Source organism: Burkholderia sp. Ac-20365 (genome assembly GCF_017104715.1).
GTDB lineage: Bacteria > Pseudomonadota > Gammaproteobacteria > Burkholderiales > Burkholderiaceae > Paraburkholderia.
In genome coordinates this window covers 1-23,392 of sequence record NZ_JAAGPI010000010.1, presented here as the reverse complement: position 1 = coordinate 23,392, position 23,392 = coordinate 1, and the positions used below count along the sequence as shown (strand labels likewise).

The 23,392-nt window shown below is 63.4% G+C and carries 24 protein-coding genes and 1 rRNA gene; 18 read left to right on the top strand and 7 right to left on the bottom strand.

Annotation, left to right across the window (positions count from 1 at the left end; genetic code table 11):
• Positions 1-4: 4 nt before the first annotated feature.
• Entirely contained in the window at positions 5-634 is a 630-nt protein-coding gene (locus tag G3O01_RS19065) for a LysE family translocator (RefSeq protein ID WP_205806686.1), read from the top strand.
• Positions 635-649: 15 nt separating this feature from the next.
• Here G3O01_RS19065 and G3O01_RS19060 read toward each other — a convergent pair whose 3' ends face one another.
• Positions 650-823: a DUF1289 domain-containing protein gene (locus G3O01_RS19060; RefSeq protein WP_205806685.1), complete on the bottom strand. Its 174-nt coding sequence runs from the start codon at positions 821-823 to the stop codon at positions 650-652.
• Between the two features lie 150 nt (positions 824-973).
• Between G3O01_RS19060 and G3O01_RS19055 the strand changes: the two genes are divergently transcribed.
• Entirely contained in the window at positions 974-1,294 is a 321-nt protein-coding gene (locus tag G3O01_RS19055; protein ID WP_205806684.1) for a YnfA family protein, read from the top strand.
• Between the two features lie 115 nt (positions 1,295-1,409).
• On the opposite strand, the gene G3O01_RS19050 is transcribed toward G3O01_RS19055, so the two are convergent.
• On the bottom strand, positions 1,410-1,919 hold the full coding sequence (locus G3O01_RS19050; RefSeq protein WP_205806683.1) for a DUF1993 domain-containing protein: 510 nt from the start codon (positions 1,917-1,919) through the stop codon (positions 1,410-1,412).
• 284 nt (positions 1,920-2,203) lie between these two features.
• On the opposite strand from G3O01_RS19050, the gene G3O01_RS19045 reads away from it, so the two are divergent.
• The 5 genes from G3O01_RS19045 (at position 2,204) to G3O01_RS19025 (ending at position 7,197) form a co-directional block, all read left to right on the top strand.
• Positions 2,204-3,775, top strand: coding sequence for a S53 family peptidase (locus G3O01_RS19045; RefSeq protein ID WP_205806682.1), 1,572 nt, complete (start codon positions 2,204-2,206; stop codon positions 3,773-3,775).
• A 97-nt stretch (positions 3,776-3,872) separates the two neighbouring features.
• Complete coding sequence (locus G3O01_RS19040; protein WP_205806681.1) at positions 3,873-5,537, top strand: peptidase S1; 1,665 nt, start codon at positions 3,873-3,875, stop codon at positions 5,535-5,537.
• A 216-nt stretch (positions 5,538-5,753) separates the two neighbouring features.
• Entirely contained in the window at positions 5,754-6,356 is a 603-nt protein-coding gene (locus tag G3O01_RS19035) for a hypothetical protein (RefSeq protein WP_205806680.1), read from the top strand.
• An 86-nt stretch (positions 6,357-6,442) separates the two neighbouring features.
• Positions 6,443-6,784 carry a hypothetical protein gene (locus G3O01_RS19030; protein WP_205806679.1) on the top strand — a complete coding sequence of 114 codons (342 nt, stop codon included), beginning with the start codon at positions 6,443-6,445 and terminating at the stop codon, positions 6,782-6,784.
• A gap of 143 nt (positions 6,785-6,927) precedes the next feature.
• Positions 6,928-7,197, top strand: a complete 270-nt coding sequence (locus G3O01_RS19025) for an RNA-binding protein (RefSeq protein WP_205806678.1) — start codon at positions 6,928-6,930, stop codon at positions 7,195-7,197.
• 16 nt (positions 7,198-7,213) lie between these two features.
• On the opposite strand, the gene nadE is transcribed toward G3O01_RS19025, so the two are convergent.
• Together nadE and G3O01_RS45770 are read right to left on the bottom strand one after the other, a co-directional pair.
• Positions 7,214-8,053, bottom strand: a complete 840-nt coding sequence (gene nadE / locus G3O01_RS19020) for an ammonia-dependent NAD(+) synthetase (protein ID WP_241024082.1) — start codon at positions 8,051-8,053, stop codon at positions 7,214-7,216.
• A 188-nt stretch (positions 8,054-8,241) separates the two neighbouring features.
• Entirely contained in the window at positions 8,242-8,556 is a 315-nt protein-coding gene (locus G3O01_RS45770; RefSeq protein WP_205806909.1) for a hypothetical protein, read from the bottom strand.
• Here G3O01_RS45770 and G3O01_RS19010 point away from each other — a divergent pair.
• Positions 8,453-9,421 (top strand): L,D-transpeptidase, encoded by a 969-nt coding sequence (locus tag G3O01_RS19010; RefSeq protein WP_346779208.1) that lies wholly within the window; start codon positions 8,453-8,455, stop codon positions 9,419-9,421. The two genes, G3O01_RS45770 and G3O01_RS19010, sit on opposite strands and share 104 nt — an antisense overlap.
• Positions 9,422-9,452: 31 nt before the next feature.
• Here G3O01_RS19010 and G3O01_RS19005 read toward each other — a convergent pair whose 3' ends face one another.
• Entirely contained in the window at positions 9,453-10,334 is an 882-nt protein-coding gene (locus G3O01_RS19005) for a DMT family transporter (RefSeq protein ID WP_205806677.1), read from the bottom strand.
• A gap of 105 nt (positions 10,335-10,439) precedes the next feature.
• Positions 10,440-11,996 (bottom strand): AarF/UbiB family protein, encoded by a 1,557-nt coding sequence (locus G3O01_RS19000; RefSeq protein WP_205806676.1) that lies wholly within the window; start codon positions 11,994-11,996, stop codon positions 10,440-10,442.
• A gap of 283 nt (positions 11,997-12,279) precedes the next feature.
• Here G3O01_RS19000 and G3O01_RS18995 point away from each other — a divergent pair, with 283 nt between their 5' ends.
• Positions 12,280-13,035: a DeoR/GlpR family DNA-binding transcription regulator gene (locus G3O01_RS18995; RefSeq protein ID WP_205806675.1), complete on the top strand. Its 756-nt coding sequence runs from the start codon at positions 12,280-12,282 to the stop codon at positions 13,033-13,035.
• Between the two features lie 30 nt (positions 13,036-13,065).
• Here G3O01_RS18995 and G3O01_RS18990 read toward each other — a convergent pair whose 3' ends face one another.
• Positions 13,066-14,175 carry a 2-aminoethylphosphonate--pyruvate transaminase gene (locus G3O01_RS18990; protein ID WP_205806888.1) on the bottom strand — a complete coding sequence of 370 codons (1,110 nt, stop codon included), beginning with the start codon at positions 14,173-14,175 and terminating at the stop codon, positions 13,066-13,068.
• Between the two features lie 357 nt (positions 14,176-14,532).
• On the opposite strand from G3O01_RS18990, the gene phnS reads away from it, so the two are divergent.
• The 9 genes from phnS to G3O01_RS18945 form a co-directional block, all read left to right on the top strand.
• Entirely contained in the window at positions 14,533-15,630 is a 1,098-nt protein-coding gene (phnS, locus tag G3O01_RS18985; protein WP_205806674.1) for a 2-aminoethylphosphonate ABC transporter substrate-binding protein, read from the top strand.
• Between the two features lie 122 nt (positions 15,631-15,752).
• Positions 15,753-16,853, top strand: a complete 1,101-nt coding sequence (phnT, locus tag G3O01_RS18980) for a 2-aminoethylphosphonate ABC transport system ATP-binding subunit PhnT (protein ID WP_205806673.1) — start codon at positions 15,753-15,755, stop codon at positions 16,851-16,853.
• The gene (locus G3O01_RS18975; RefSeq protein ID WP_205806672.1) at positions 16,831-17,763 is read left to right on the top strand and encodes a 2-aminoethylphosphonate ABC transporter permease subunit; all 933 of its coding nucleotides are present in this window, start codon (positions 16,831-16,833) and stop codon (positions 17,761-17,763) included. Before phnT ends, G3O01_RS18975 begins: the two co-directional genes overlap by 23 nt.
• A complete protein-coding gene (gene phnV, locus G3O01_RS18970) occupies positions 17,763-18,623 on the top strand; it encodes a 2-aminoethylphosphonate ABC transport system, membrane component PhnV (protein ID WP_205806671.1) in 861 nt (286 codons plus the stop codon). The genes G3O01_RS18975 and phnV overlap by 1 nt, the downstream gene beginning before the upstream one ends.
• 79 nt (positions 18,624-18,702) lie before the next feature.
• Positions 18,703-19,437, top strand: coding sequence for a phosphonate utilization associated transcriptional regulator (locus G3O01_RS18965; RefSeq protein WP_205806670.1), 735 nt, complete (start codon positions 18,703-18,705; stop codon positions 19,435-19,437).
• 54 nt (positions 19,438-19,491) lie between these two features.
• Positions 19,492-20,751, top strand: coding sequence for a phosphonoacetate hydrolase (phnA, locus tag G3O01_RS18960; protein ID WP_205806669.1), 1,260 nt, complete (start codon positions 19,492-19,494; stop codon positions 20,749-20,751).
• Complete coding sequence (gene phnY, locus G3O01_RS18955; RefSeq protein WP_205806668.1) at positions 20,748-22,205, top strand: phosphonoacetaldehyde dehydrogenase; 1,458 nt, start codon at positions 20,748-20,750, stop codon at positions 22,203-22,205. The genes phnA and phnY overlap by 4 nt, the downstream gene beginning before the upstream one ends.
• Positions 22,206-22,209: 4 nt before the next feature.
• On the top strand, positions 22,210-22,770 hold the full coding sequence (locus G3O01_RS18950) for a phosphonate degradation HD-domain oxygenase (RefSeq protein WP_205806667.1): 561 nt from the start codon (positions 22,210-22,212) through the stop codon (positions 22,768-22,770).
• A 519-nt stretch (positions 22,771-23,289) separates the two neighbouring features.
• Positions 23,290-23,392 (top strand): 16S ribosomal RNA (locus G3O01_RS18945); the annotation flags it as partial.

Sequence of the window (23,392 nt, the reverse complement as noted above, 5' to 3'; positions counted from 1 at the left end):
TCCCATGATTTCCGCTCATCTTCTGGTCATGTATGTCACGGCGCTGGTCGTGGTGTTTGCGCTGCCTGGTCCGGACATGGCGCTGGTGTTGCAGACGAGCATCGGGCGCGGCGCGCGTAACGGTTTCGCGGCGGCCGTCGGCCTTGGCTTGTCCCGTGCAACCCATGTGACGCTGTCCGCGTGCGGCGTCGCGGCACTGCTGCGCAATGCACCGTGGCTCTACGAAGTGGTGCGTTATGGCGGCGCGATCTATCTGGCCTGGGTGGCCGTGCAGATTTTCCGTTCGCCGATGTTCGCGCTGCCTGCAAACGGCACGCAGACGGACGACGACGGCGCGCTGCGCACGGCTTTCGTCAAAGGGCTGTTCACGAACCTGCTGAACCCGAAGGCGCTGCTGTTCTGTTCGGTACTGTTGCCGCAGTTCGTGCGACCGGAAGCGGGGCCCGTCGCGTGGCAGATGGTCGAACTGGGTGTCGTGCTGGTGGCGCTGGGCGCGTGTTTCGATGCCGTCTATGCAATCGGCGCGGCGCGGATTGCCGGCTGGGTGCGCGCGCATCCGCTTGCGCAGACCCTGCAGCGCTGGACCTTTTCGGCTGCGCTGATCGGCTTTGCGCTGCGCCTTTCGCTCGACTGAACGCGCCGCGCGTGCTTATTTTCGAATCATCGCCGCACGTTCCGGCTTCTGGTCGATGACCTTGCGGCGGTGCTTGTCCTTCATCTTCTTCCAGCCTTTGCATTCTTCCTTCGTGCGCAGGCAGCCAACGCAATAGCCGGTCTTGCTGTCGAACTTGCAGATGTCGATGCAGGGCGATTTGACACTCATGCTGGCGTGCTCGTGATCGTGTGAATGGAAGGTGAAAGGTGAATGTCGCATGGCGCGCCGGCGGCGAGCCAAGTGATTGTGTCAATAAAGGCGATAGACTACACGGCCTGAACCGGGGCCGCGCCTCGACCGATCACCTGACACCTGCCGATGAAAACCCTGTTGCTCTACGTTGTGACCGCGATCGCCGAGATTGTCGGCTGCTATCTGCCATGGCGCTGGCTCAAGGACGGCGGCTCCGCATGGCTGCTGCTGCCGGGCGCGTTGAGCCTTGCATTGTTCGCATGGCTGTTGACGTTTCATGGCACGGCCGCGGGCCGTGTCTATGCCGCATACGGCGGCGTCTACGTGGCCGTGGCGATTCTCTGGCTATGGTGCGTCGATCACGTGCGTCCGAGCGCGTGGGATGTCGCGGGCGTCGCGCTGACGCTGGCGGGCATGAGCGTCATTGCGTTCCAGCCTCGCGTCTGATGCTGCTCCGGCCCGCGCCGCACCGAGCGCGGACCCACATCGGGAGTCGTGCATCGCGCGAACCTGCCTGAACACGTTCGCGCGACGCCTTGGCTGAGCGCTGCGTTGCGCCTGGCTATTCCGGTTTGCCGAGGAAATCGAGCTTGCCGAGTTCGACGCCGTTATGACGCAGGATGTCGTAGGCCGTCGTAATGTGGAAGTAGAAGTTCGGCATCGCGAAGCCGAGCAGGTAAGACAGGCCGCTGAACTCGACCGCGCCGCTGCGCATCTTCAGCGTCACCTCACGCGTCTCCGAGCCGTCGATCTGAGCGGCGTTGAACTCCTTCAGATAATCGATCGTTTTCTGAATGCGCGCGTGCAGTTCATCGAATGTGAACTCGACGTCGTCGAACTTGGGTGCTTCGACGCCGGCCAGACGCGCCGCGCAACCCTTGGCGGTATCCGTCGCGATGTGAACCTGCCGGGCGAGCGGATGCATGTCCGGGAACAGACGCGCGCCCGTCAGCACGGAGGGATCGATCTGCTTTGCTGCTGCGTACGCCTGTCCCTTGCCGAGAATGGCCTGCAGGTTCGTGAGGCCGCGGATCAGCACGGGGATGGATGCCTGAAACATCGAGATGGTCATGGAAGTCCTCGAATTCTTGGGGTCCCGCGCGCTCTCTGGCACGCGGTCGCATAGCGTAACGCAACAGCGTAAAAACTGCTGGAGCAGCGTAACGCTGGTTTGACCTTTGCTGGAAGCTGGCCGTTCGGCCAGGTGTCGGACGTGCTGGAACTGTGTTCGAATCGATTGGTCGGACGGATGTCGTTGCCTCGTAACGAGGGAGGGCGCGAAGGTGTTTCCTAAGCGTCCGTCTGTTGCATGAGATCGAGTAGGTGCCTCCAGTAGACACAGGGAGAATCGCAACCATGACGAAGCATCCATTGCCCGGCAGCGAGCGCACGCTCGCGCCCGGCTCGAAGGTGGTCGCGCAATGCGATCCGGCGGAAAAGATTCAGGTAGTGGTCTTGCTGCGGCGCAAGGACGAGCAGCAGTTCGCGCAGTTGATGAAGAAGATCGAAGCGGGCGCGGCCGATGCAAAGCCGATTACGCGCGAAGAACTCGAGCAGCGCTTCGGCGCGGCGGCAGATGACATTGCAAAACTGAAAGCCTTCGCTGCGCAGCATGGGCTGACGGTTGTGCGTGAAGATGCGTCGGCGCGCAGCGTCGTGCTGAGCGGCACAATCGATCAGTTCCAGAAGGCGTTCGACGTTCAGTTGCAGCACTACGAGCATCAATCGATGGGCCAGTTTCGCGGACGCACGGGCACGATCAGCGTGCCCGACGATCTGCATGGCGTCGTGACGGCCGTGCTCGGTCTCGATGACCGCCCGCAGGCGCGCCCGCACTTTCGCATGCGTCCACCGTTCCAGCCGGCGAGGGTGCAACAGGCGTCGTCGTTTACGCCGTTGCAGCTCGCGTCGCTGTACAAGTTTCCGCAGGGCGACGGCAGCGGACAGTGCATCGGCATCGTCGAACTGGGCGGCGGCTATCGCACGGCGGACCTCGACAACTATTTCTCCAGCCTCGGCGTGGGTTCGCCGAAAGTCGTCGCGGTCGGCGTCGATCAGGGCGGCAATCATCCGACGGGCGATCCGAACGGACCCGACGGCGAAGTGACGCTCGACATCGAGATCGCCGGTGCGATCGCGCCGGGCGCGACGATTGCCGTGTACTTCACCACCAATAGCGACGCCGGCTTTATCGACGCCGTCAGCCGCGCCGTGCACGACAAGACCAACAAGCCTTCGGTGATTTCGATCAGTTGGGGCGCGCCCGAAAGCGTGTGGACCGCGCAATCAATGAACGCTTTCAACGATGTCCTGCAATCGGCTGCGGCGGTTGGCGTGACGGTCTGCGCCGCTTCGGGCGACAGCGGCTCCAGCGACGGCGTTGGCGACGGCAGCAACCATGTCGATTTCCCGGCGTCGAGCCCGTATGTGCTCGCATGCGGCGGCACCAGCCTGCAAGGCTCCGGGCAAACGGTCTCGCATGAAGTGGTGTGGAACGACGGCGCGAATGGCGGGGCAACGGGCGGCGGCGTAAGCGGCACGTTTCCGGTGCCGGCATGGCAGGAAGGGCTGTCTGTCTCCAGCGAGCAGGGCAGCAAGCACGCGCTGACAGGGCGCGGCGTGCCGGACGTGGCGGCCGACGCGTCGCCGCTCACCGGCTACGACGTAATAGTCGACGGCAACAACACGGTGATCGGCGGCACGAGCGCGGTTGCGCCGCTGTGGGCTGCACTGATCGCGCGCATTAATGGCGCGAGAGGCGCGAACGGCACGCCCGTCGGCTTCGTCAATCCGAAGCTGTACAAGGCGGCGGGCGCATGCAACGACATCACGCAGGGCAACAACGGCAGTTATGCCGCGACCACCGGCTGGGACGCCTGCACAGGCTTGGGCAGTCCCAATGGTGTGAAGGTGGCAGCGGCTTTATAGTCTGAAGAGCGGGCGTTGGCGGTCCGGGCGCCGCGTTTTCGCGGCGATCGACGCATCGCAACAGTGAGCACATAAACAGGCATTCGATGGAGCGATCATGACGAACACAGAATCAGCTTCCGGCAGTTTGCAGTCGCCTCACAATTCACACGCCACGCAGGAAGCATCCGCTGCGAGCGCGTCGCACAAGGCCGGTGACCATCCGTTCTTCGATCCCGTCGCGTACGGCAACGGGCCCGACGATTCGGTCACAGACAGCAGCGAGAACGCCGCGATCACGAAGCATTCCATCACGATCGGCGGCAAGAAGATCAACTACACGGCAACGGCAGGCCATCTGGTGACGGTCGATCCATCCAGCTCGCTGCCGAGCGCGAAGATGTTCTATGTTGCGTTCACGCAGGACAACCAGAAGGAAGAAACGCGGCCCGTTACGTTCTTCTATAACGGTGGGCCGGGCTCGTCGTCCGTGTTCGTGCTGCTGGGGTCGTTCGCGCCTCGCCGCATCAAGACGTCGATGCCGAGCTTCACGCCGCCCGCGCCGTATCAGATGGAAGACAACCCGGACAGCCTGATCGACAGGAGCGATCTCGTCTTCATCAATCCGGTTGGCACCGGTTATTCAGCTGCCGTCGCGCCGCGCAAGAACCGCGATTTCTGGGGCGTGGATCAGGACGCGGACTCGATCAAGCAGTTCATCAAGCGCTTTCTGACGAAGAACAACCGCTGGAATTCGCCGAAGTTTCTGTTCGGCGAGTCGTACGGCACGGCGCGCAGCTGCGTGCTTGCGTACAAGCTGCACGAAGATGGCGTCGATCTGAACGGCATCACGCTGCAATCGTCGATTCTCGATTACGCGCAGGCAGGCAATCCCGTCGGCGCACTGCCCACGGCCGCCGCCGACGCGTGGTATCACAAGAAGCTCGGCGTCGCGCCAAGGCCCACGGATCTCGGTCAGTTCGTCGAAGAGGTTGCGCAGTTCGCGCGCACCGACTACCTCAACGCGCTGCGCAAATTCCCGACCACGGATAGCGCCGTGGTCGAAAAGCTCAGCGAATACACGGGCATCGACAAGACCACGCTGCTTGCGTGGAGCCTCGACATCGCCGGGTATGACAGCCGCGGCAATTCACTCTTCTTGACCACGCTGCTGAAGTCGAAGGGACTCGCGCTCGGCGAGTACGACGGTCGCGTGACGGCGATCGAAACGGGGATCGCAGGCAAGATCGATCCGAACTCGGGCGGCAACGACCCGACCATGACGGCCGTGACGGGTGTCTACACGACGATGTGGAACGTCTATCTGAACGAGCAGTTGAAGTTCACGTCGAACTCGGCGTTCACGGATCTGAACGATCAGGCCTTCAAGTACTGGGACTTCAGCCATATCGATCCGACGGGCGAACAGAAGGGCCTCGACAAGAAGGGCAACGTCATTCTGTACACGGCGGGCGACCTCGCCGCCGTAATGGCGCTCAATGTCGATCTGAAGGTGCTGTCGGCGAATGGCTTCTACGACTTCGTCACGCCGTTCTATCAGACCGTGCTCGATCTGCAGCAGATGCCGTTGCTGAGCCAGCAGGTGCGCGACAACCTGTCCGCGCGCTTCTATCCGTCCGGGCATATGGTGTACCTCGACGGCGGCTCGCGTACCGCGTTGAAAGCCGACCTCGCTTCGATGTACGAGAAGGCGGTCAGCAACACGGAAGCACTCGGGCGCGTACGCGCGCTGCAGGCGCTTACGGCTGCGAAGATGCATTGAGCGCGTCTGTTTTGATGCGGGTCATGGCAACGATTTGACGCGTCGTCGAAACTGCGTCAATAGGGGCATTGCATTCGTACTGGCGATGCCCCTATTCGGCTGGCATCGAAAAAACGCAACGATTCAATTGCGCTGTTATTTACGTCATGCGCGCCGGATGTGTTTTAATTGCCTTGCGAATTAACTCTTCCGCGCAATCCAAAGGCGCGCTGATTAATGAACGAAGGGAAGGCGAACGCGCCCGGTGAGGCGCCTGGCAGTACTCGAATCGAATCAAATGCGCGTGATGCACATCGCCTCGCGCTAACGGTGCGCGTGCGCGGCATGGCGCTCGTAGCTATGTCTGCCGGCCTGTATCTGCATGCGGCTGGATCGTTTGCGCAAGACGCGTCGATGCTCGACGAGCGCGTCACGCAGCAGAACATCGCCGCGACCATCTGTCGGCCCGGCTACGCGGACACAGTTTCGCCACCGTTCGACGACATGATGGAGCACAAGGACCGGCTGCTTGCCGAATACGGCATCGATGCCGAACACGGTACGCGCTATGCGCTGGACCGCCGCGTGCCGATCGTGTTGGGTGGCTCGCCCGATGCGCCCGACAATCTCGGCCTGCTGCCGTGGGGCGGCCACAAGGGCGAGCGTCGCAAGGAATTGCTGACGGCCAAGCTCAAGCGCTGCGTGTGCGAAGGGCGCATGTCGTTGAGCGAAGCGCAGTCGGCCATTACCGGCAACTGGTCCGCGCATTACGGGGGCTTCGGCAGTGCGCCTTGCGATGACGATCGCGGTGTTGCGTCAATCGGTAACGATGGCCCGTGAGCCGGGCCGGCAGCGTCGCCAGCACGTTCAAACCGTCTTTCAGGTCGCCGCGACCCGCGGCAAACCGTCACATTCTGGAGAATCACATGAAGCAATCCATCATCGCTGCTGTTGCAGCGCTCAGCTGTCTCGCGGCCAGTCACGCTGCGCTGGCGGCGTCGCCGTGCGGCAAGGACGGCGCGCTGCAGATTCGCGGCGACGCGCCGGGCGCGATCAGCTATGACGTGTATCGCCAGTTGCGTCCGCTCGACGCGCATCGTCTCGCGATGTTCCAGGACGCGGGCACGGTCAGGCGCCTGCCCGACGGACTCGACGTGTGCGAGATCGCCGATGACGGTGTCGCCGATCCCTCCGCCGTGCTCGTGCATGTGCCGCAAGGCAAGATGGCGTGGTGGGTGAGCGCGGCGAATGTCGAGAACGCGGACTGAGTCTCGCCGCCTGCGTTGCCGCGAGGCACGTTTCTGGCTACGCTGACAGCTGAAACGAAGCTGAGACAGCATAGATCGAAACCCTGCATGCGGCGTTCAATCTGGCCTGTTGCTGACCACCACCAAATGGGAGCGTGGCGCGTATGAAGATCATCGTGTGGAACATTCCCGAGTCCTGCTCCGAGCAGGAAGTGCGTGATTTTCTCAGCCACGAGCTTGGTCATTATGCAAAAGACATCGAAGTGTTCGAGCCGGGCACGTCCAATGCGTACGCAAAGGTCGACGTCGAAGCCGATGAAGCCTATGTCGCCGAAGTCATCGCGCAGCAGTTCAACGGCAAGCAACTCGGCGGCGTGTCGCTGCAAGTGAGTGCGGTGCCGTTCGGCGGCGACGAAACGCCGCCGCGCAAGTAGTCAGACGGGCCATCGTTCAATCGAATGGCGTGTAAGGCAGCGCGCGCTTGTGGTGCGTGCTGTCGTAGAACCGCATGACGGTGTCGAACACCGTTTCGCTTACCGGCTTGCCTTCGAGAAAATCGTCGATGTCATCGTAACGGATGCCATACGCGTCCTCGTCAGGACGTTGAGGACGCAACATTTCGAGGTCGGCGGTCGGCACCTTGTGCGCAATCGCGTCGCTCGCGCCTAGCGCCCGGGCCAGCGCACGCACCCGCCGCTTTGTCAGACCCGCCAGCGGCAACACATCGGCGCCGCCGTCGCCGAACTTCGTGAAAAATCCCATCACCGATTCCGCCGCGTGATCCGTGCCGATCACGATGCCGCGACGCGCGCTCGCGGCCGCGTACTGCGCGATCATCCGCTGGCGCGCCTTGATGTTGCCGTGCACGAAGTCCTGCTGCGAAGCGTCGATGAACGGCAGGCCGCTCGCGCCGAGCGACGCGAGCATCGCGTCGGCGGCGGGGCGGATGTCGACGGTCAACGTGTCATCGGGGCGGATGAACGCGAGCGCCTGCTGCGCATCCGCTTCGTCGTGCTGGACGCCATAGGGAAGACGCATCGCGATGAAGCGCGCGTCTTCGTAGTGCGCGTCGCGCAGACGCTCGACGGCGAGTTGCGCGAGCCGGCCCGCTGTCGACGAATCGACGCCGCCGCTGATGCCGAGCACGTAAGTGGTCATTGCGTTGGCGCGCAGATAATCGGCGAGAAAAGCGACGCGCCGCTCGATTTCGCGTGCAATGTCGAACTCGTCCGCGACGTGCAGTTCGGCTGCGATCTGCCGCTGGCGGGCGGCGCGTTGCTGCTGGTCCATCGGCGTTCTCCTTGCAAGGTCGGCCTGCGATCTTCGATGATTGCATGAAGCGCTGAATCCGGTGCGCGCGCACACATTGTCTGGTTTAATGTGGCATACCCATAATTAAATCTGAACCAATAGCGCTTTAAATCGACTGATGCATGGGACGTCACAGTATTTAAAGGCGCGAAGCAGTAATTGATTAGTCATGACAGGCAGTACGGAGCGGATGAAAACGTTTCCTGCGCCGCGAGACGCCCGGCAGCAAGCAACGAGCGGCTGCTCGGGTTGGACGACAGGCAGTGATGTTCGAACACAATGACCAGCAAAAAAGAGAACAGGTTATTCATTCCGCCTGCACGAGAGAGGGCGGATGCGCATAGCGGTAACGTGCGCAATGACAACGGGGATACGGCGATCAGCCTGATCGCGTCGATATCGCGTGCGCGGCGATCGGCGTTGTCGTTCGGCTTATCTTTGGCGATTCCGTTGACGTTGACGCTGGCCGCTTCAATAGCCACGCAGAACGCGCAGGCGGCCGATGCGCCGCAAGACGCTGCCAATCCCGCCGTCGACGCTTCTGCTGTCGCCACACGCGATGCCGCCGGCGGCGTCGATCCTCGCCGCGCGCTGCTGATGCGCGACGTGTTTGCGCGCAGCGTCACACGTCGGCTCAAAGTGCCCGCCGCCGATCAGCGCGCGTACGGCGAGCGCCTGCAACAGGCGCTCGTGCAGAGCGATCTGGGCAATCTGTCGGGCGAGTATGTGGTGCTCGTCGATCGCAACGAAAACGTGCAGGCGCTCTTCATCTACTTTCGCGCGGCGCCGCTGGACGCGTGGCAGATGATCGGGGCGTCGCCCGTCGCGACTGGCAGGCCGGGGCAGTTCGATCACTTCATCACGCCGCTCGGCGTGTTCGAACACACGCCCGACAACATGGACTTCCGCGCGGAAGGCACGATGAACCAGAACGGCATCCGCGGCTACGGCAAGCACGACATGCGTATCTTCGATCTCGGCTGGGCGCAGGGCGAGCGCGGCTGGGGCAAGGGCGGCATGTCGCAGATGCGCTTCCAGATGCATGCGACGGATCCCGACAAGCTCGAACCGATCCTCGGTATCCGCCATTCGAAAGGCTGCGTGCGGATACCCGCTTCGCTGAACGTGTTCCTCGATCACTACGGCATTCTCGATCGCGAGTACGAGGCGCTTGTGGCAGAAGGGCGTTCGCTTTGGGTGCTGCACTCGGACCGCGTCGCGACGCCGTGGGCGGGCCGCTACATCGTCGTGGTGGATTCGCAGCGCAAGGCGCGGCCCGCGTGGTCGCCCGCGCCGAGCGGCAAGGTTCGCGCGAAAGTGCCGGCCAACGCCGACACGGCTGATTAGCGTCGCGACACAACCGCGGCCGGATGCTGTGTCACGAACGCGCGAGCAGCACGCCGATCAGCGCGACCACGAAGCCTGCCACCTGAATTGCCGTCAGCGTTTCGCCGAAGCCGACATAGCCTTCGAGCGCGGCAAGCGGCGGCGCGAGAAACAGCAGCGCCGTCGCGCGCGATGCGTCGCCGCGCCTGACCATCCACACGAGCAACGTGACGCTCACGCCCGACAGCATCACGATGCCCCAGGCAAGCGACACCCACAGCGCGGGAGACGGAATCCACTTCTGCTCGCCGAGCGCCAGCGCGAACACGAGCACGACGATGGCCGCGCCGACGTTCTGCACGGCGCTCGCGCTGCGAATATCGGCTTTCGACAGCGATGTCTTCTGGAACAGCGTTCCCGCTGTGATAGCGCACACGGCGAGAATCGACACGGTCACGACGATCCATTCCGGCACGTTACCCGCAGCGTCCGACGCGACGGGTGCTGTCGCAGCGGCGAGCTTCGGCTCGAGCACCAGCGCGACCCCTGCAAGGCCGAGCAGCATGCCCGTCCAGCCGCGTCCCGACAGACGTTCGCCGAACAGCGGCGCGGCAACCGCCGCAGTCAGCAGCGGCTGCAACGCGCCGAGCAGCGCCATGATGCCCGCGCTCATCCCTTGCGCGACGGCCCAGTAGCCGGCGCCCAGATAGACACCTTGCAGCAGCGCGCCCGCAATCAGATGCTTGCCGAGCACGCGCCCCTTCGGCCATTCGACGCGCGCGACCAGCGCCGCCAACGCGAAAAGCAGCGCCGTGCCGGCGAAGCGCGCGAGCAGAAACAGATTGGGATCGGCGAACGGCTTGATCGCGCGGGCGACGACGAAACCCGTCGACCACAGCACGACGAACACAACGGCATTGAAGACCACCAGCATCGGACGACTCGAACGACGGATACGAAGCCCGCAGTATCGGCGCAAGCGCCGCGAGTTGTCTTGTTCGAAGCTGCATCGCGTGTGGAGCGCAACGCAACGTCGCCTTCAGTACGCGAGCAGCACCGCCATCGCGCCGAGCAGTCCGCCGCAGATCGTGCACGCCCACAGCAGCGTGCGCGTGCGCCGGTATTCGAGCAGCACGTCGCTGACGAGCTGCGCCTGTTGCCGGACCGTCGTGACTTCGTGCCGATGCTGAAGATAGCGCACCGCGAGCTGCGGAATGCGCGGCACCAGATGCGCGAGATGCGGGAATTCCTGCGCAAGATGCCTGACCCAGCCGCGATGATCCAGTTCGCGGCGTGCCAGCCTGGCCAGCACCGAGCGCGCGATCTTCCATGAATCGACGCCCGGATGCAGCGCGTTGGCCAGCATCTCCGCCTGGCCGAACGCGCGCTGCGCGGCGGCGAGCCGCGGCGGCACGGCGCCGCCGAACGGATGCACGGCGAACAGCAGATGATGGAACAGCGCACCCGCCGAGCGTTCATGCGACTGCGGCGCGAAATGCGCTTCGGCGCGCGTGCGAAGTTCGGCTTCGAGCTTTTCAGGCCGCGTTTCCTGCGACACATGCCCGGCATCGCGATGCAGATGCGCGAGCCGGCCGTAGTCCTGGTCGAACAGCGCCGTGGCGCCATGCACGAAAAACTCGCGCTCCTGCGACGACAGACTCGACATCACCGCGAACTCCGCGAGCACGATGCGCCCGAGCGTGTCCGGCTCGATGCTCACGCGCACGCGCCGCGCGTCGAGCGTCGCGTGGAAGAAACCGTGCTCGAAGGCCTGCTCGGTGACCACTTCTATGATGTGCTCGGCGAGTGGCACGAGCTTCACGCCGCGCGCGGACAGACCGGCGAGATCGAGCGCGGGCAGCGACTCGATATGCTGCATCGCGAGCGTGCGGTCCGTGCACAGTTCCCAGATCACGTCGGGTATCGCGACGCGTTTGTCGCCGTCGAAATGATGGGCGGTCTGGCTCAGATTCGCGGCTTCGGCGCGCAGATCGAAACGGCGCAGGATCTCTTGCGTGAAGGTGTCGGCGAGTTCGCGAAGGCGCAGCCGGCGCGCGTTCTTCGAGAGCTTCTCGATCCAGCGCGCGACCCAGCGCAGCAGCGCGGCTTCATCCGAGATTTCCTGGACTTGCGCGACGCGCACGAGCTTGAGCGCGATGTCGCGGTGCCCGCCGAGCGGCTCGATCAGCCGGGCCACGTGCGTCTGCTCGGCAAAACCGTTTTTTGCGGGCGTCAGATCGATGGAAGCAAAGAGCGTCGAGACCGGCCGTCCAAGCGCGGCCGCGATCGCATGCTCGACTTCTTCGGGCGGCAAGGGCGTTTCCAGGTGGCTGACGGCATCGATGGCATCGTGCAGCGTGCCCGTTGCGAGTTCGGGGCGGCGCTGGAGCGCTTCGGCGAACGCGCTTGCCAGCGGGCCAAGATTGGGCAGCGCGCGATGCACGCCGGCACGGCCGCCGGGCGACTCGTGCACGCGCGAAGCGAGCGTGACGATCCAGTGCAGCTTGTGATGTTCAGGCGCGGCAAGCCAGATGAGACGCGCGCCATAGCGCAGCGCGTGGAACAGCAGTCGTAGTCGGCGAAACAGAGGCGGCATCGGGGCGGTGTGTTCGGCGGGCGCATCGGCGATGCGTGGGAAGACCGCTCAGATTAGCAAAGATGCGCGGCGCGGGACACCCGCACAGGCAAGCGCGTGCCGTTCGGCGCACGCAAACGGCATATACCTACGATTCACCGACTATCTGCCGACAGCCCGCCCACGGCTTGCAGCCCTTCATTACGCGCGACTTCCGCAACCGCTCGCCATGCGTAATACAATACGGCGCGGGCTTGCCCAATTCCTAATACACGCTCGCCGCTCACGGCGGCCAAACCAACCGATGCTCGCAGAACAACGTCATCAATACATTCTGGCTCAGGTCACGAAGACGGGCGCACTGTCGGTCGCCGAACTGGTCCGCGAGCTCAACGTATCGCGCGAGACGATCCGCCGCGATCTCAACGCACTCGCCGAGCGCGGCCTGATCGTGACGACGCATGGCGGCGCGCTGTCGAGCGACCGGCGCGAGCCTGATCTCGATACACGCGATGCCGCGAACGCCAGCGCGAAGCGCGCCATCGGCGAACGCGCGGCGCAACTGGTACCCGACGGCGCGTCGGTCATCATCGATTCGGGCAGCACCACGCATGCCGTCGCGCGTGCATTGACGGACCGCCACCGGCTGAGCGTCTACACGAACGACTGGCGTATCGCGCTGCTGCTTGGCCGGCGCAACGACAATCGCGTGACGCTGCTCGGCGGTGAACTGTCGGACAATGAAGACGCCGCGTTCGGCCTCGACACGATCACGCAGCTGTCGCACTATCACGCGGACTTCGCGCTGATCGGCGCGGGCGGCATCACGCCGGACGCATATCTCTCGGACTATTCGCGCATGGCCGCCGAAGTGCGCAGCCGGATGATCGGCGCGGGCAACACGGTCATCATCGTCGCCGATAACTCGAAGTTCGGCCGCGTGACGCCTGTGCGCATCGAAGGGATGGAGAAGGCACGTTACGTCGTCACCGAGCTTGCGCCGGACCGCGCGCTCGCAAAGGCGATCACGGCGCGCGGACCCGAAATCCTGATCGCGTGAGTGTCGCGCGCCGCGTTGTTTCCGTTTCGTTCACTTCACGCTGATGCCGAGGTCGGTCAGCGTCCTGCCGATCGCGGCGACGGCGTTGTGCATCTCGTTCGTATCGATCGCACCGATGCAGCCGACGCGGAACGTTTCCACCTGCGTGAGCTTGCCGGGATACAGGACGTATCCGGCCTCGCGCACGGCGGCATAAAACTCCCCAAATTGCCACTTCGGATCGCGCGGTGCGTGGAACGTGACGATCACGGGCGCCTGCACGTCGGCCGGCAGAAACGTCTCGAAGCCGAGCGCCTTCATCCCGTCGACAAGCGCCGCGCAGTTGCTGCGGTAACGCGCGCCACGCGCCGGTTGACCGCCTTCCGCGATGAACTGGTCCAGCGCCGTGCGCAGCGCCGCGACCACGTGCGTCGGTGGCGTAAAGCGCCATTGTGTGGTTTTTTGCATGTATGCGAACTGGTCGTACAGATCGAGCGCGAGCGACGGCGAGCGTCCTTCGCACGCTTCGAGCACGCTGCGCCGCACGATCACGAAGCCCATGCCGGGCACGCCTTCCAGACACTTGCCGCTCGCCGACACCAGCGCATCGATGCCGCCATTGCGCAGATCGATCGGCAGCGCGCCGAACGAACTCATTGCATCGACGATCAGGCTTTTTCCGTGGTGCTTGCAGACGGCCGCAATCGCGTCGAGCGGATTGAGCAGTCCGGCGCTGGTTTCCAGATGCACCTGCGCGACGTGCGTGATGCGCGGGTCGCGATTGAACGCATCTTCGATCGCGGCGGCGCTCACCGGCTCGTCCTCGCGCAGCGCCAATTCCACGTACGCGATGCCCATGCGCTGCAGCACCTTGATGATGCGCGCGCAGTACGCGCCGTTGTTCGGCACCAGCACGCGGCCGTCGCGCGGCACCAGCGTGCCGAGCGCCGCTTCGACGGCGAACGTGCCGCTGCCTTGCAGGGGCACGCACACGTAGTCATTTTCGCCATGTACGATCTCGACGAGATCGGCACAGACGCTGTGCGTCACGCGGTTGAACGCGGCGTCCCACGATCCCCAGTCGCGCAGCATCGATTGACGCGTCGCCGGCGAGGTCGTCAGCGGTCCCGGCGTGAGCAGGATCGGGTCGTTGCCAAGAATCACACAGCCTCCTTCGGATGGGTCAGGTGCGCCGTGGCGGGCGCACATTGCATTGCTTGCATCAGCAGATGCTTTGCATATTATTGGCTATTTGTGTCATTTTGTGGAAATCGGCAGAATCTTCACGTCGGTGTCACAAAAAAAGCCCATCCTTGCCGTGCCCGTTCAGGCAAGGCATTCAGCAACGCGTAATCGTCGGAGGGATGCCTTGGTACAAACGCCGCAAAAAAAGTTGTCAGCAATCTGCAATTCCAGCGGTTCAGGCCGCGACGTCAGGCGTGTGGCGCGCCCGTAGCGCCGCTCGACACCACCACTAAACGGGTTACCCACAGGTTTTTGCCTTTTGGAGAGAACGACATGAAGAAGACGGATCACCTTCGCCCGACGGGCCGCGCTGCTCACTACGCGCGCAAACTGCTGCCCGCGCTGGTCGCGGCGGCGGCGTTCGGCGGCGCGATGTCCGCGCACGCGGCGGGCGCGGTCGTGCTGTACACGGCTGACGGCCTGGAGAATCTCTACAAGGACGTGCTGCCCGCGTTCGAGAAGCAGGAAGGCGTCAAGGTCAATATCGTGACGGCCGGCAGCGGCGAAGTCGTGAACCGCGCCACGGTCGAAAAGGATGCGCCGAAGGCTGACGTCATCGTCACGTTGCCGCCGTTCATCCAGCAGGCGGGGCAGTCGGGCCTGCTGCAGAACTATGAGAGCGTGAATTACAAGAACGTGCCGGCCATCGCGAAGGCTTCGGATGGCGCGTGGGCGACGTTCGTGAACAACTATTTCTCGTTCGCGATCAACCCGGAAGTGGTGAAGAACCAGCCGAAGACGTTCGCGGATCTGCTGCACCCGGACTACAGCGGCAAGGTCGCGTACTCGAACCCGGCTACGGCGGGCGACGGTATGGCCGTGATCATCCTGACGACGTCGCTGATGGGCGAAGACAAGGCGTTCGACTATCTGAAGAAGCTCGAGCAGAGCGCCAAGTTCCACACCAAGGGTACGGGCTACCTCGACGTGCTGCTCTCGCGTAACGAGATCGCGGTGGCCAACGGCGACCTGCAGATGGACCTCGACGACGCAGCCAACGGCGGCCTGTCGCTCAAGCCGATCTTCCTCGCAGCCGAAGCAGGCGGCCAGCCGACCACGTTCCAGCTGCCGTACGCGATCGGTCTGATCAAGGGCGGCCCGAACCAGGCAGGCGGCAAGAAGCTGATCGACTATCTGATGTCGACGGAAGTGCAGTCGAAGGTGCCGGACATCTTCGGCATTCCGGGTCGCACGGACGTGGCGCTGTCGGGCAAGAACGGCGCGGCTGTCAAGCAGGCGATCTCGGGCGTGAAGCTGATCCCGGTCGACTGGAACCAGGTGATGGCGAAGAAGGCTGACTGGACGGCACGCTGGAAGAGCGAAGTGATCGGCAATTCGGGCAAGCAGCTCGAGGTCGTCAAGCCGAAGTAATTGCGGCATTGGATGTCTGATGGAAGCGCGCGGCGCGATGTTCGTTCCAACGCTCATCGCGCCGCGCGACAAGCATGCCGGCGCCCGAAAGCGCCGATAAAAAACGTAGGAGGATGGTCCCGGTGAATACTGCAACCCTTGCTGGTTCCGGCGAACTCGACGCCACGTCACGCGCTGAGGGCATCGCGCAGGCGGGCGCGCCAGGCGGCGTGCAGATCGACCACCTGACGGTGCGCTTCGGCTCGCGCACGGTGCTCGACGATCTGTCGCTGACGATCGAGCGCGGCGAACTGTTGACCGTGCTCGGCCGCAGCGGCTGCGGCAAGACGACGTTGCTGCGCTTTATCGCCGGTTTTATCGAAGCCGATGGTCTCGCAGGCACGCTGACGGTCGCCGGACGCGATCTCACGCATGTGCCGCCGCACAAGCGCAATCTGGGGCTGCTGTTCCAGAGCTATGCGCTGTTCCCGCATTTGTCCGTGTTCGAGAACGTCGCGTTCGGTCTGCGCGCGCGCCGCATCTCGACGAAAGAAATTGCCCGCCGTGTCGCCGATGCGCTGAAGCTCGTGCAACTCGGCGACGCCGGTCACGTGATGCCCGCGCAACTGTCGGGCGGCATGCAGCAGCGCGTGGCGCTCGCGCGTGCGCTCGTGATCGAGCCGGATGTGCTGCTGCTCGACGAACCGCTGTCCGCGCTCGACGCCAATCTGCGCGCGTCGGTGCGCTCCGAACTGAAGGCGCTGCATGAACGCCTGCCGAATCTGACGATCGTCTGCGTGACGCACGATCAGGACGACGCGCTCGTGTTGTCCGATCGCACGCTGCTGATGCGCGACGGCCAGATCGCGCAGCTCGGCACACCGCAGCAACTGTACGACACGCCGAACGACGCGTTCGTCGCGCGGTATCTCGGCGCGGCCAACCTGCTGCCGCCGAACGTCGCGTTCGCCCTCGGCGATGCGCGATACAGCGAGCGTGACCGCGTCGCGTGTCTGCGTCCTGAATCGATGCGTATCGTGCCGCTTGGCGAAGGCCAGTTGCACGGCACGATTTCGACGGTCGAATGGTATGGCTCGGTGCTGGCCGTGCAGGTCGCCCTCGACGCGATGCCCAACGAACCCGTGCAGGTATCGATGCAGCGCGGCACCGGCGTGACGCCCGAAAAGGGCGCGCGGATTTCCTTGCGTTACGAGGCAGACGATGTCGTCCTTATCAAGCCCTGACGCGCTCGACGCAGCGCAGGATGCGCGCCGCGCCGCGGCCGCCGCCTCGCATGCGGCGCACGCGGCGGCGAAGCGTCGTCGCGAGCGACTGTCGCAGTGGCATCTGGCGTTTCTCGCCGTGGTCGTGCTCGGTCCGCTCGTGATCTATCCGCTCGTGCGTCTCGTGTTGTTGAGCCTGACGGGCGAGCATGGCCTGAGCTTTCACGCTTACTCGACGTTCTTCCAGAACCCCGAGACGAGCGGCGTGATCGGCACGACGCTGTGGATTCTGTTCGCCAGCGCCGGGCTTGCTTCTTTGCTCGGTGTCGCGCTCGCGTCGCTGCTGTTTTTCAAGCCGTTTCCGGGCGCGCGTCTCGTCACGCGTTTTCTGGAACTGTTCGTCGCGTTCCCGTCGTTTCTCGTCGCGTTCACGCTGATCTTTCTGTACGGCTCGCAGGGCTCCGTCAGTATCGGGTTGCAACGGCTCTTTCATCTCGAAGCGCCGCCGCTCGATTTCCTGTTCGGCATCGGCGGCGTGATTCTCGCGGAAGTGGTGTTCTACGCGCCGTTCGTCGTGCGTCCGACGCTCGCGTCGTTCGCGATGCTCGACATGCGCCTGATCGAAGCCGCGCGCAGTCTCGGCGCGAATAGCTGGATGGTTGCGTTTCGCGTGATCCTGCCGCTCGCGTGGCCAGGTATCGCGGCGGGCACGATCCTGTGTTTCCTGCTGACGCTAAACGAGTTCGGCATTCTGCTCGTACTCGGCAGCGCGCATCTGATCACGCTGCCCGTGGCGATCTACAGTTCGGCCACCGTCGATCTCGATCTGCCGACGGCCGCCGCCGGTGCCGTCGTGATGCTGGCGATGTCGCTGTCGTTGTATGCGCTGTACCGCCAGGTCAACAAGCGCAAGGTGAGAGGAGCGAAGTAATGTCCGACGTCGATCAAACCGTGCTGCCCGCCGTGCATCATCGCGCGCGGCCTGTGCAACATGGCATCGTTGCGCGCATCGGCGGGGCGCTGTTCATGGCGTTCGCCGCGCTGCTGTGCTTCTGGCTGTTCGTGCTGCCTGTGATCGTGGTCGCGCTGTCGAGCGTCGCTGCGCACTGGTCAGGCACGATCCTGCCCGACGGCTTCAGCATGCGCTGGTTCGAGCGCCTCGGCGGCAGCGATTTCGATGCGCTCGTCACCAGCCTGCAGATTGGTTTCGGCGTGGCGATTCTCGGCACGATTCTCGGTCTGTGGCTCGCACTTGCGCTGGAAGGCCGCGACCGCCGTGGACTCGGCGCGCTCGTCGATACGATCGCGATGGTGCCCAACGGCGTGCCGAGCGTCGTGCTCGGTCTGGCCGTGCTGATCGCGTATCACAAGAAGCCAGTCGATCTGTCGAGCTCCGCTGCCATCGTGATCTTCGTGCAGCTCGCGCTGGTACTGCCGTTCTGCTATCGCTGCGCCGCGGCTGCGCTGCGGCCTGAACTGACGGTGTTGCGCGAAGCGGCAGCGAGCCTCGGAGCACCGCCGTCGATGGTGTTGCGCCGGGTCGTGCTGCCGCAACTGGTGCCCGCTATCCGCGCATCGCTCGCGCTCGGTTTCGCGCTGTCTCTCGGTGAACTGGGCGCGACGCTCACTGTTTATCCGCCTGGTTTCGCGACGGTGCCGATCGTCGTCGTCGGGCAGGTCGAGCGCGGTTATTACCTTCCGGCGTCCGCGCTGTCGCTGATCCTGCTGATCGCGTCGCTGGCCGCGCTGCTTCTTATCGCCGCCCGCGTGCCGCGTCGCCGCGTGGACTGATCGTCAACGTTTCCTGATTTTTCGTGAGGTGTGTCGAGGTCGGCGCACCACGCACATTGATGTGGCAAATATTGTCGAAATGACCGAAAATATGGAAATTGAACCGGACGACCGGATCGACGTGGTCAGGCGGCATTCGCTGACGGCGCTGGTGCGCGACGAGATCGAACGGCACATCGTCGACGGCAAGCTGGCGCCGGGCGACAAGCTCAACGAAGCCGAATGGGCCACGCGGCTGCAGGTGTCGCGCGGTCCGGTGCGCGAGGCGTTTCGCGCGCTGGAGCAGGCGGGGCTGGTGCGCAACGAGAAGAATCGCGGCGTGTTCGTGCGGACCGTGTCGCTGACGGAAGCCGACGAGATTTACGCGGTCCGCGCCGTGCTCGAAGAAGCGGCGTGCCGGATGCTGGCGCCGCGCATCGACGCCGCTCAACTGGCGACGCTGCGCGCACATGTCGATGCGATGCGCAGCGCACTCGATGCCGGCGATCACGACGCTTACGCGCGCGCCAACGTCGCATTTCACGACGCGATCGTCGCGACGGCGGGCAACGGCAAGCTGTATGAGACGTATCGCGGGCTGGTGGGTGAATTGAGCCTGTTCAGACGCGCCGCGCTGGATGTACGAAGCGATGCCGTCGAGCGGTCGCTCGCCGAGCATCGCGCGATTCTGTCGGCGCTCGCCGCGCGTGATGCCGACGAAGCAGCACGGCTGATGCGTGCGCACGTCGACGGCGGCAGGCAGCGCGCGCACGAGGCTGCGGAGCCGCGCGCAACAAACGATGGCAACGACGGGTTGAGCGCGCTGCTCGCCTGAACGAAGCCTGAACGAATCAAGAACACGCGTCGGCGACGCGTAGGGAAGAGTGCAATGGCAATCCAATCCGGACGTAGTGTTGAAGTGAATGGCCGTCTTTATCAGTTGCCTGCCAAGCCGACGGTGGTCGTCTGTGTCGATGGCTGCGAGTATGACTATCTGGAAGCAGCCGTGAAGGCAGGCGTCGCGCCGTATATCGGCAAGATGCTGAGCGAAGGCGCGGCGTTCAAGGCCGACTGCGTGATTCCGTCATTCACCAACCCGAACAATCTGTCGATCGTGTGTGGCGTGCCGCCGTCCGTGCATGGCATCTGCGGCAACTACTTCTGGGACCCGCAGGCCAACGACGGCAAAGGCGCGGAAGTGATGATGAACGACCCCGCTTATCTGCGCGCGCCGACGCTGCTCGCCGCTGCCGCCGATGCAGGCGCGGCCGTGGCCGTCGTCACTGCAAAGGACAAGCTGCGCCGTCTGCTCGGCAACAAGATGACAGGCATCTGCTTCTCGGCGGAAAAGGCCGACAAGGTAACGCTCGAAGAAAACGGTATCGACGAAGTGCTGGATCTGGTCGGTTTGCCTGTGCCTGACGTGTACAGCGCGGGGCTTTCCGAGTTCGTGTTCGCCGCTGGCGTGCGACTCGCGCAGACGCGCAAGCTCGACCTGATGTATCTGTCGACCACCGATTACATCCAGCACAAGTGGGCGCCGGGCACGGAGGGTGCGAACGCGTTTTACGCCATGATGGACGGTTATCTCGCACAACTTGATGCGCTCGGCTGGGTCATCGGTCTGACGGCAGACCACGGCATGAACGCCAAGCACGATCCGCAGACGGGCGAGCCGAACGTGATCTATCTGCAGGACGTGATGGACGAATGGCTCGGCGCGCGCGCAGCCCGCGTGATTCTGCCGATTACCGATCCGTATGTCGTCCATCACGGCGCGCTCGGTTCGTTCGCGACGATCTATCTGCCTGCCGATGCAAACGCACGTCAGGTGATCGAACGTCTTGGCGGTTTGAAGGACATCGAAGTCGTGCTCGACAACAAGGCGGCGTGCGAGCGCTTCGAATTGCCGAACGACCGCGTGGGCGACATCGTCGTCGTCAGCAAGAAGAATACGGCGCTCGGCACGCGCCGCGAAGAACATGACCTGTCGGGCCTGACCGTACCGCTGCGTTCGCACGGCGGCATCTCGGAGCAGGTGGTGCCGCTGATCTTCAATCGACGCATCGACGAAGCAAGCGTCGCGGGCAAGCGTCTGCGCAATTTCGACGTGTTCGATATCGCGCTCAACCATACGGCGGCGTCATGAACGCAATCCTGCAATCCAACGACCATCCGGCGTTTCGCGCGGAAGCGCTGCGTCTGAAGGGCGAGCGCGCCGCTCGTTCGCGCACGCTCGATGTGTTCGATCCGTATTCGGGCATGCGCGTCGGCACGGTGCCGATGGCGAGCGTCGACGATGTGCGCGCCGCTTTCGAGTACGCGGGTGCGTATCACGCGACGCTGTCGCGTTATGAACGCTCGCAGATTCTCGAACGTGCGGGCTTGCTGCTGCGTGAGCGGCTCGAAGAGGCGTCGGATCTGATCACGCTCGAATCGGGTTTGTCCAAGCAGGATTCTCGCTATGAGATCGGGCGCGTTGCCGACGTGCTGAAGTTCGCGTCGATCGAAGCGTTGCGTGATGACGGCCAGAGTTTTTCGTGCGATCTGACACCGCACGGCAAGAAGCGGCGCGTGTTTACGCAGCGCGATCCGCTTGCCGGCGTGATCGTCGCGATCACGCCGTTCAATCACCCGATGAACCAGGTCGCGCACAAGATTGCGCCTTCGATTGCGACGAATAATCGGGTGATCCTGAAGCCATCGGAGAAGGTGCCGCTGTCGGCGTTCTTTCTCGCCGACATTCTTTATGAAGCCGGCCTGCCTGCGCCGATGCTGCAGGTAGTCACAGGCGACCCGCGCGAAATCGCCGACGAACTGATCACGAATCCGCTTGCCGAACTGGTGACGTTCACGGGCGGCGTGGCGATCGGCAAGCATATCGCCGAGCGCGCGGGCTACCGCCGCGTCGTGCTCGAACTCGGTGGCAACGATCCGCTGATCGTGCTCGAAGACGCCGATATCGAGCGTGCGGCCACACTGGCGGTGCAAGGCTCCTACAAGAACTCGGGGCAGCGTTGCACGGCCGTCAAGCGGATGATCGTGCAGAAGAGCATCGCGGCGCGCTTCACGGAACTGGTTGTCGAAAAAACACGCGAATGGACCTACGGCGATCCGTTCGATACGTCGAACCAGATGGGCACGGTGATCGACGCCGATGCAGCGCGTCTGTTCGAAGCGCGTGTGAACGAAGCTGTCGCACAGGGCGCACGCCTGTTGACGGGCAATCAGCGCAAGGGCGCGCTGTATGCGCCGACGGTCGTCGATCAGGTCGATCCGTCGATGACGCTGATCCGCGAGGAAACCTTCGGCCCGGTCTCGCCGATCATCACCTTCAACACGATCGATGACGCCATCCGTATCAGCAACGGCACGCCGTTCGGGCTGTCGTGTGGACTGTGCACGAACCGGCAGGATGCGATTCCGCGCTTCATCAACGAACTGCGCGTGGGCACGGTGAATGTGTGGGAAGTGCCGGGCTATCGCGTCGAACTGACGCCGTTTGGCGGCATCAAGGATTCGGGGCTCGGCTATAAGGAAGGCGTGCAGGAAGCGATGAAGAGCTTCACCAATCTCAAAACCTTTTCTCTTCCGTGGGAGTGATCGCGTGGCATTGAATCTGGACGACATTCGCGGACTGTTCGAGGCGCACGGCCAGCTTGCCTACAGTGGTGAGCCGGTGACGCAGCTCGAGCATGCGTTGCAAAGCGGTGCGCTGGCGGAATCGGAGGGCGCGTCCGAGGAACTGGTCGCGGCGGCGTTTCTGCACGACCTTGGGCATTTGCTGAACCGTCAGGGCGAGACGCCGACGGCGCGCGGCATCGACGATCTGCATCAATACTTCGCGCTGCCATTCTTGCGGCCGGTGTTGCCGGAGGCGACGCTGGAGCCGATTCGGCTGCATGTCGATGCAAAGCGCTGTCTTTGCGCAATCGACGCGGCTTACTTTGGGAAGCTGTCGGCGGATTCCGTGCGCAGTCTTGAACTGCAGGGCGGCATTTTCAGCGATGACGAGGCGCAGACGTTCTTGCAGAAGCCGTTTGCCGAAGACGCGCTGCGTTTGCGCCGCTGGGACGATCTCGCGAAAGAGTCGAACCGAGCGACGCCGGGGCTTGATCACTATATGGATGTCGTGTCGCGGGTGATGTCGCGGCATGCTGTTGCGTGATTTCTAGCTGCGGGCTTGCTGGTTACTCGCTGGATATGTCATGCGGTTTACGCACATCAAAAAAAGCCTTGCAAGTCCGCGATCCAGTGTCTAGAATTCCGGTCTTTCGCGCTGCGGCCAACGCGGTGCGAAAGAAACGAGGGAGGCTGGAAAGCCAGTATTGACAGGCTTTCCCGTTCAGTCGGCAGGTTAGGAAGTTAAAAAAACCGGTTGACGAAACGAAAAAGGTTCTTCATAATCTCGTTTCTCTGCTGCTGACGCAGCAATGTGGTGAAAGCAAGGCGCTTCCCGCGAATGTTCTTTAAAAATCAACAGCCGATAAGTGTGGGTGCTCGATGGCGGCGCGCGGTGATCTTCGGATTACCGATATAGCGAAAGTAATCGAGTCTCACACAGAAGTAATTGAGGAAGGTTTGACTGGGTTGAAAAACTCAGCGCAGATCTTTCGTCAGTGATTTTGAGTGAGCGACCGGTTCAATACGTAGGCAACTGCGTGAACCGAAAAACAGTAACAGGTTTGAACTGAAGAGTTTGATCCTGGCTCAGATTGAACGCTGGCGGCATGCCTTACACATGCAAGTCGAACGGCAGCGCGGGGGCAACCCTGGCGGCGAGTGGCGAA

What these genes read in the sequence shown, in the direction of transcription:
- G3O01_RS19005 (WP_205806677.1), bottom strand. Translation starts at nt 10,334, where the DNA reads ATGCTGGTGGTCTTCAATGCCGTTGTGTTCGTCGTGCTGTGGTCGACG.
- G3O01_RS18975 (WP_205806672.1), top strand. Translation starts at nt 16,831, where the DNA reads ATGTCGTCCTTATCAAGCCCTGACGCGCTCGACGCAGCGCAGGATGCG.
- G3O01_RS18965 (WP_205806670.1), top strand. Translation starts at nt 18,703, where the DNA reads ATGACCGAAAATATGGAAATTGAACCGGACGACCGGATCGACGTGGTC.
- G3O01_RS18995 (WP_205806675.1), top strand. Translation starts at nt 12,280, where the DNA reads ATGCTCGCAGAACAACGTCATCAATACATTCTGGCTCAGGTCACGAAG.
- G3O01_RS19060 (WP_205806685.1), bottom strand. Translation starts at nt 823, where the DNA reads ATGAGTGTCAAATCGCCCTGCATCGACATCTGCAAGTTCGACAGCAAG.
- G3O01_RS19050 (WP_205806683.1), bottom strand. Translation starts at nt 1,919, where the DNA reads ATGACCATCTCGATGTTTCAGGCATCCATCCCCGTGCTGATCCGCGGC.
- G3O01_RS19035 (WP_205806680.1), top strand. Translation starts at nt 5,754, where the DNA reads ATGAACGAAGGGAAGGCGAACGCGCCCGGTGAGGCGCCTGGCAGTACT.
- phnA (WP_205806669.1), top strand. Translation starts at nt 19,492, where the DNA reads ATGGCAATCCAATCCGGACGTAGTGTTGAAGTGAATGGCCGTCTTTAT.
- G3O01_RS19040 (WP_205806681.1), top strand. Translation starts at nt 3,873, where the DNA reads ATGACGAACACAGAATCAGCTTCCGGCAGTTTGCAGTCGCCTCACAAT.
- phnV (WP_205806671.1), top strand. Translation starts at nt 17,763, where the DNA reads ATGTCCGACGTCGATCAAACCGTGCTGCCCGCCGTGCATCATCGCGCG.
- G3O01_RS19025 (WP_205806678.1), top strand. Translation starts at nt 6,928, where the DNA reads ATGAAGATCATCGTGTGGAACATTCCCGAGTCCTGCTCCGAGCAGGAA.
- G3O01_RS19030 (WP_205806679.1), top strand. Translation starts at nt 6,443, where the DNA reads ATGAAGCAATCCATCATCGCTGCTGTTGCAGCGCTCAGCTGTCTCGCG.
- G3O01_RS19000 (WP_205806676.1), bottom strand. Translation starts at nt 11,996, where the DNA reads ATGCCGCCTCTGTTTCGCCGACTACGACTGCTGTTCCACGCGCTGCGC.
- G3O01_RS19065 (WP_205806686.1), top strand. Translation starts at nt 5, where the DNA reads ATGATTTCCGCTCATCTTCTGGTCATGTATGTCACGGCGCTGGTCGTG.
- G3O01_RS19045 (WP_205806682.1), top strand. Translation starts at nt 2,204, where the DNA reads ATGACGAAGCATCCATTGCCCGGCAGCGAGCGCACGCTCGCGCCCGGC.
- phnY (WP_205806668.1), top strand. Translation starts at nt 20,748, where the DNA reads ATGAACGCAATCCTGCAATCCAACGACCATCCGGCGTTTCGCGCGGAA.
- nadE (WP_241024082.1), bottom strand. Translation starts at nt 8,053, where the DNA reads ATGGACCAGCAGCAACGCGCCGCCCGCCAGCGGCAGATCGCAGCCGAA.
- G3O01_RS19055 (WP_205806684.1), top strand. Translation starts at nt 974, where the DNA reads ATGAAAACCCTGTTGCTCTACGTTGTGACCGCGATCGCCGAGATTGTC.
- phnS (WP_205806674.1), top strand. Translation starts at nt 14,533, where the DNA reads ATGAAGAAGACGGATCACCTTCGCCCGACGGGCCGCGCTGCTCACTAC.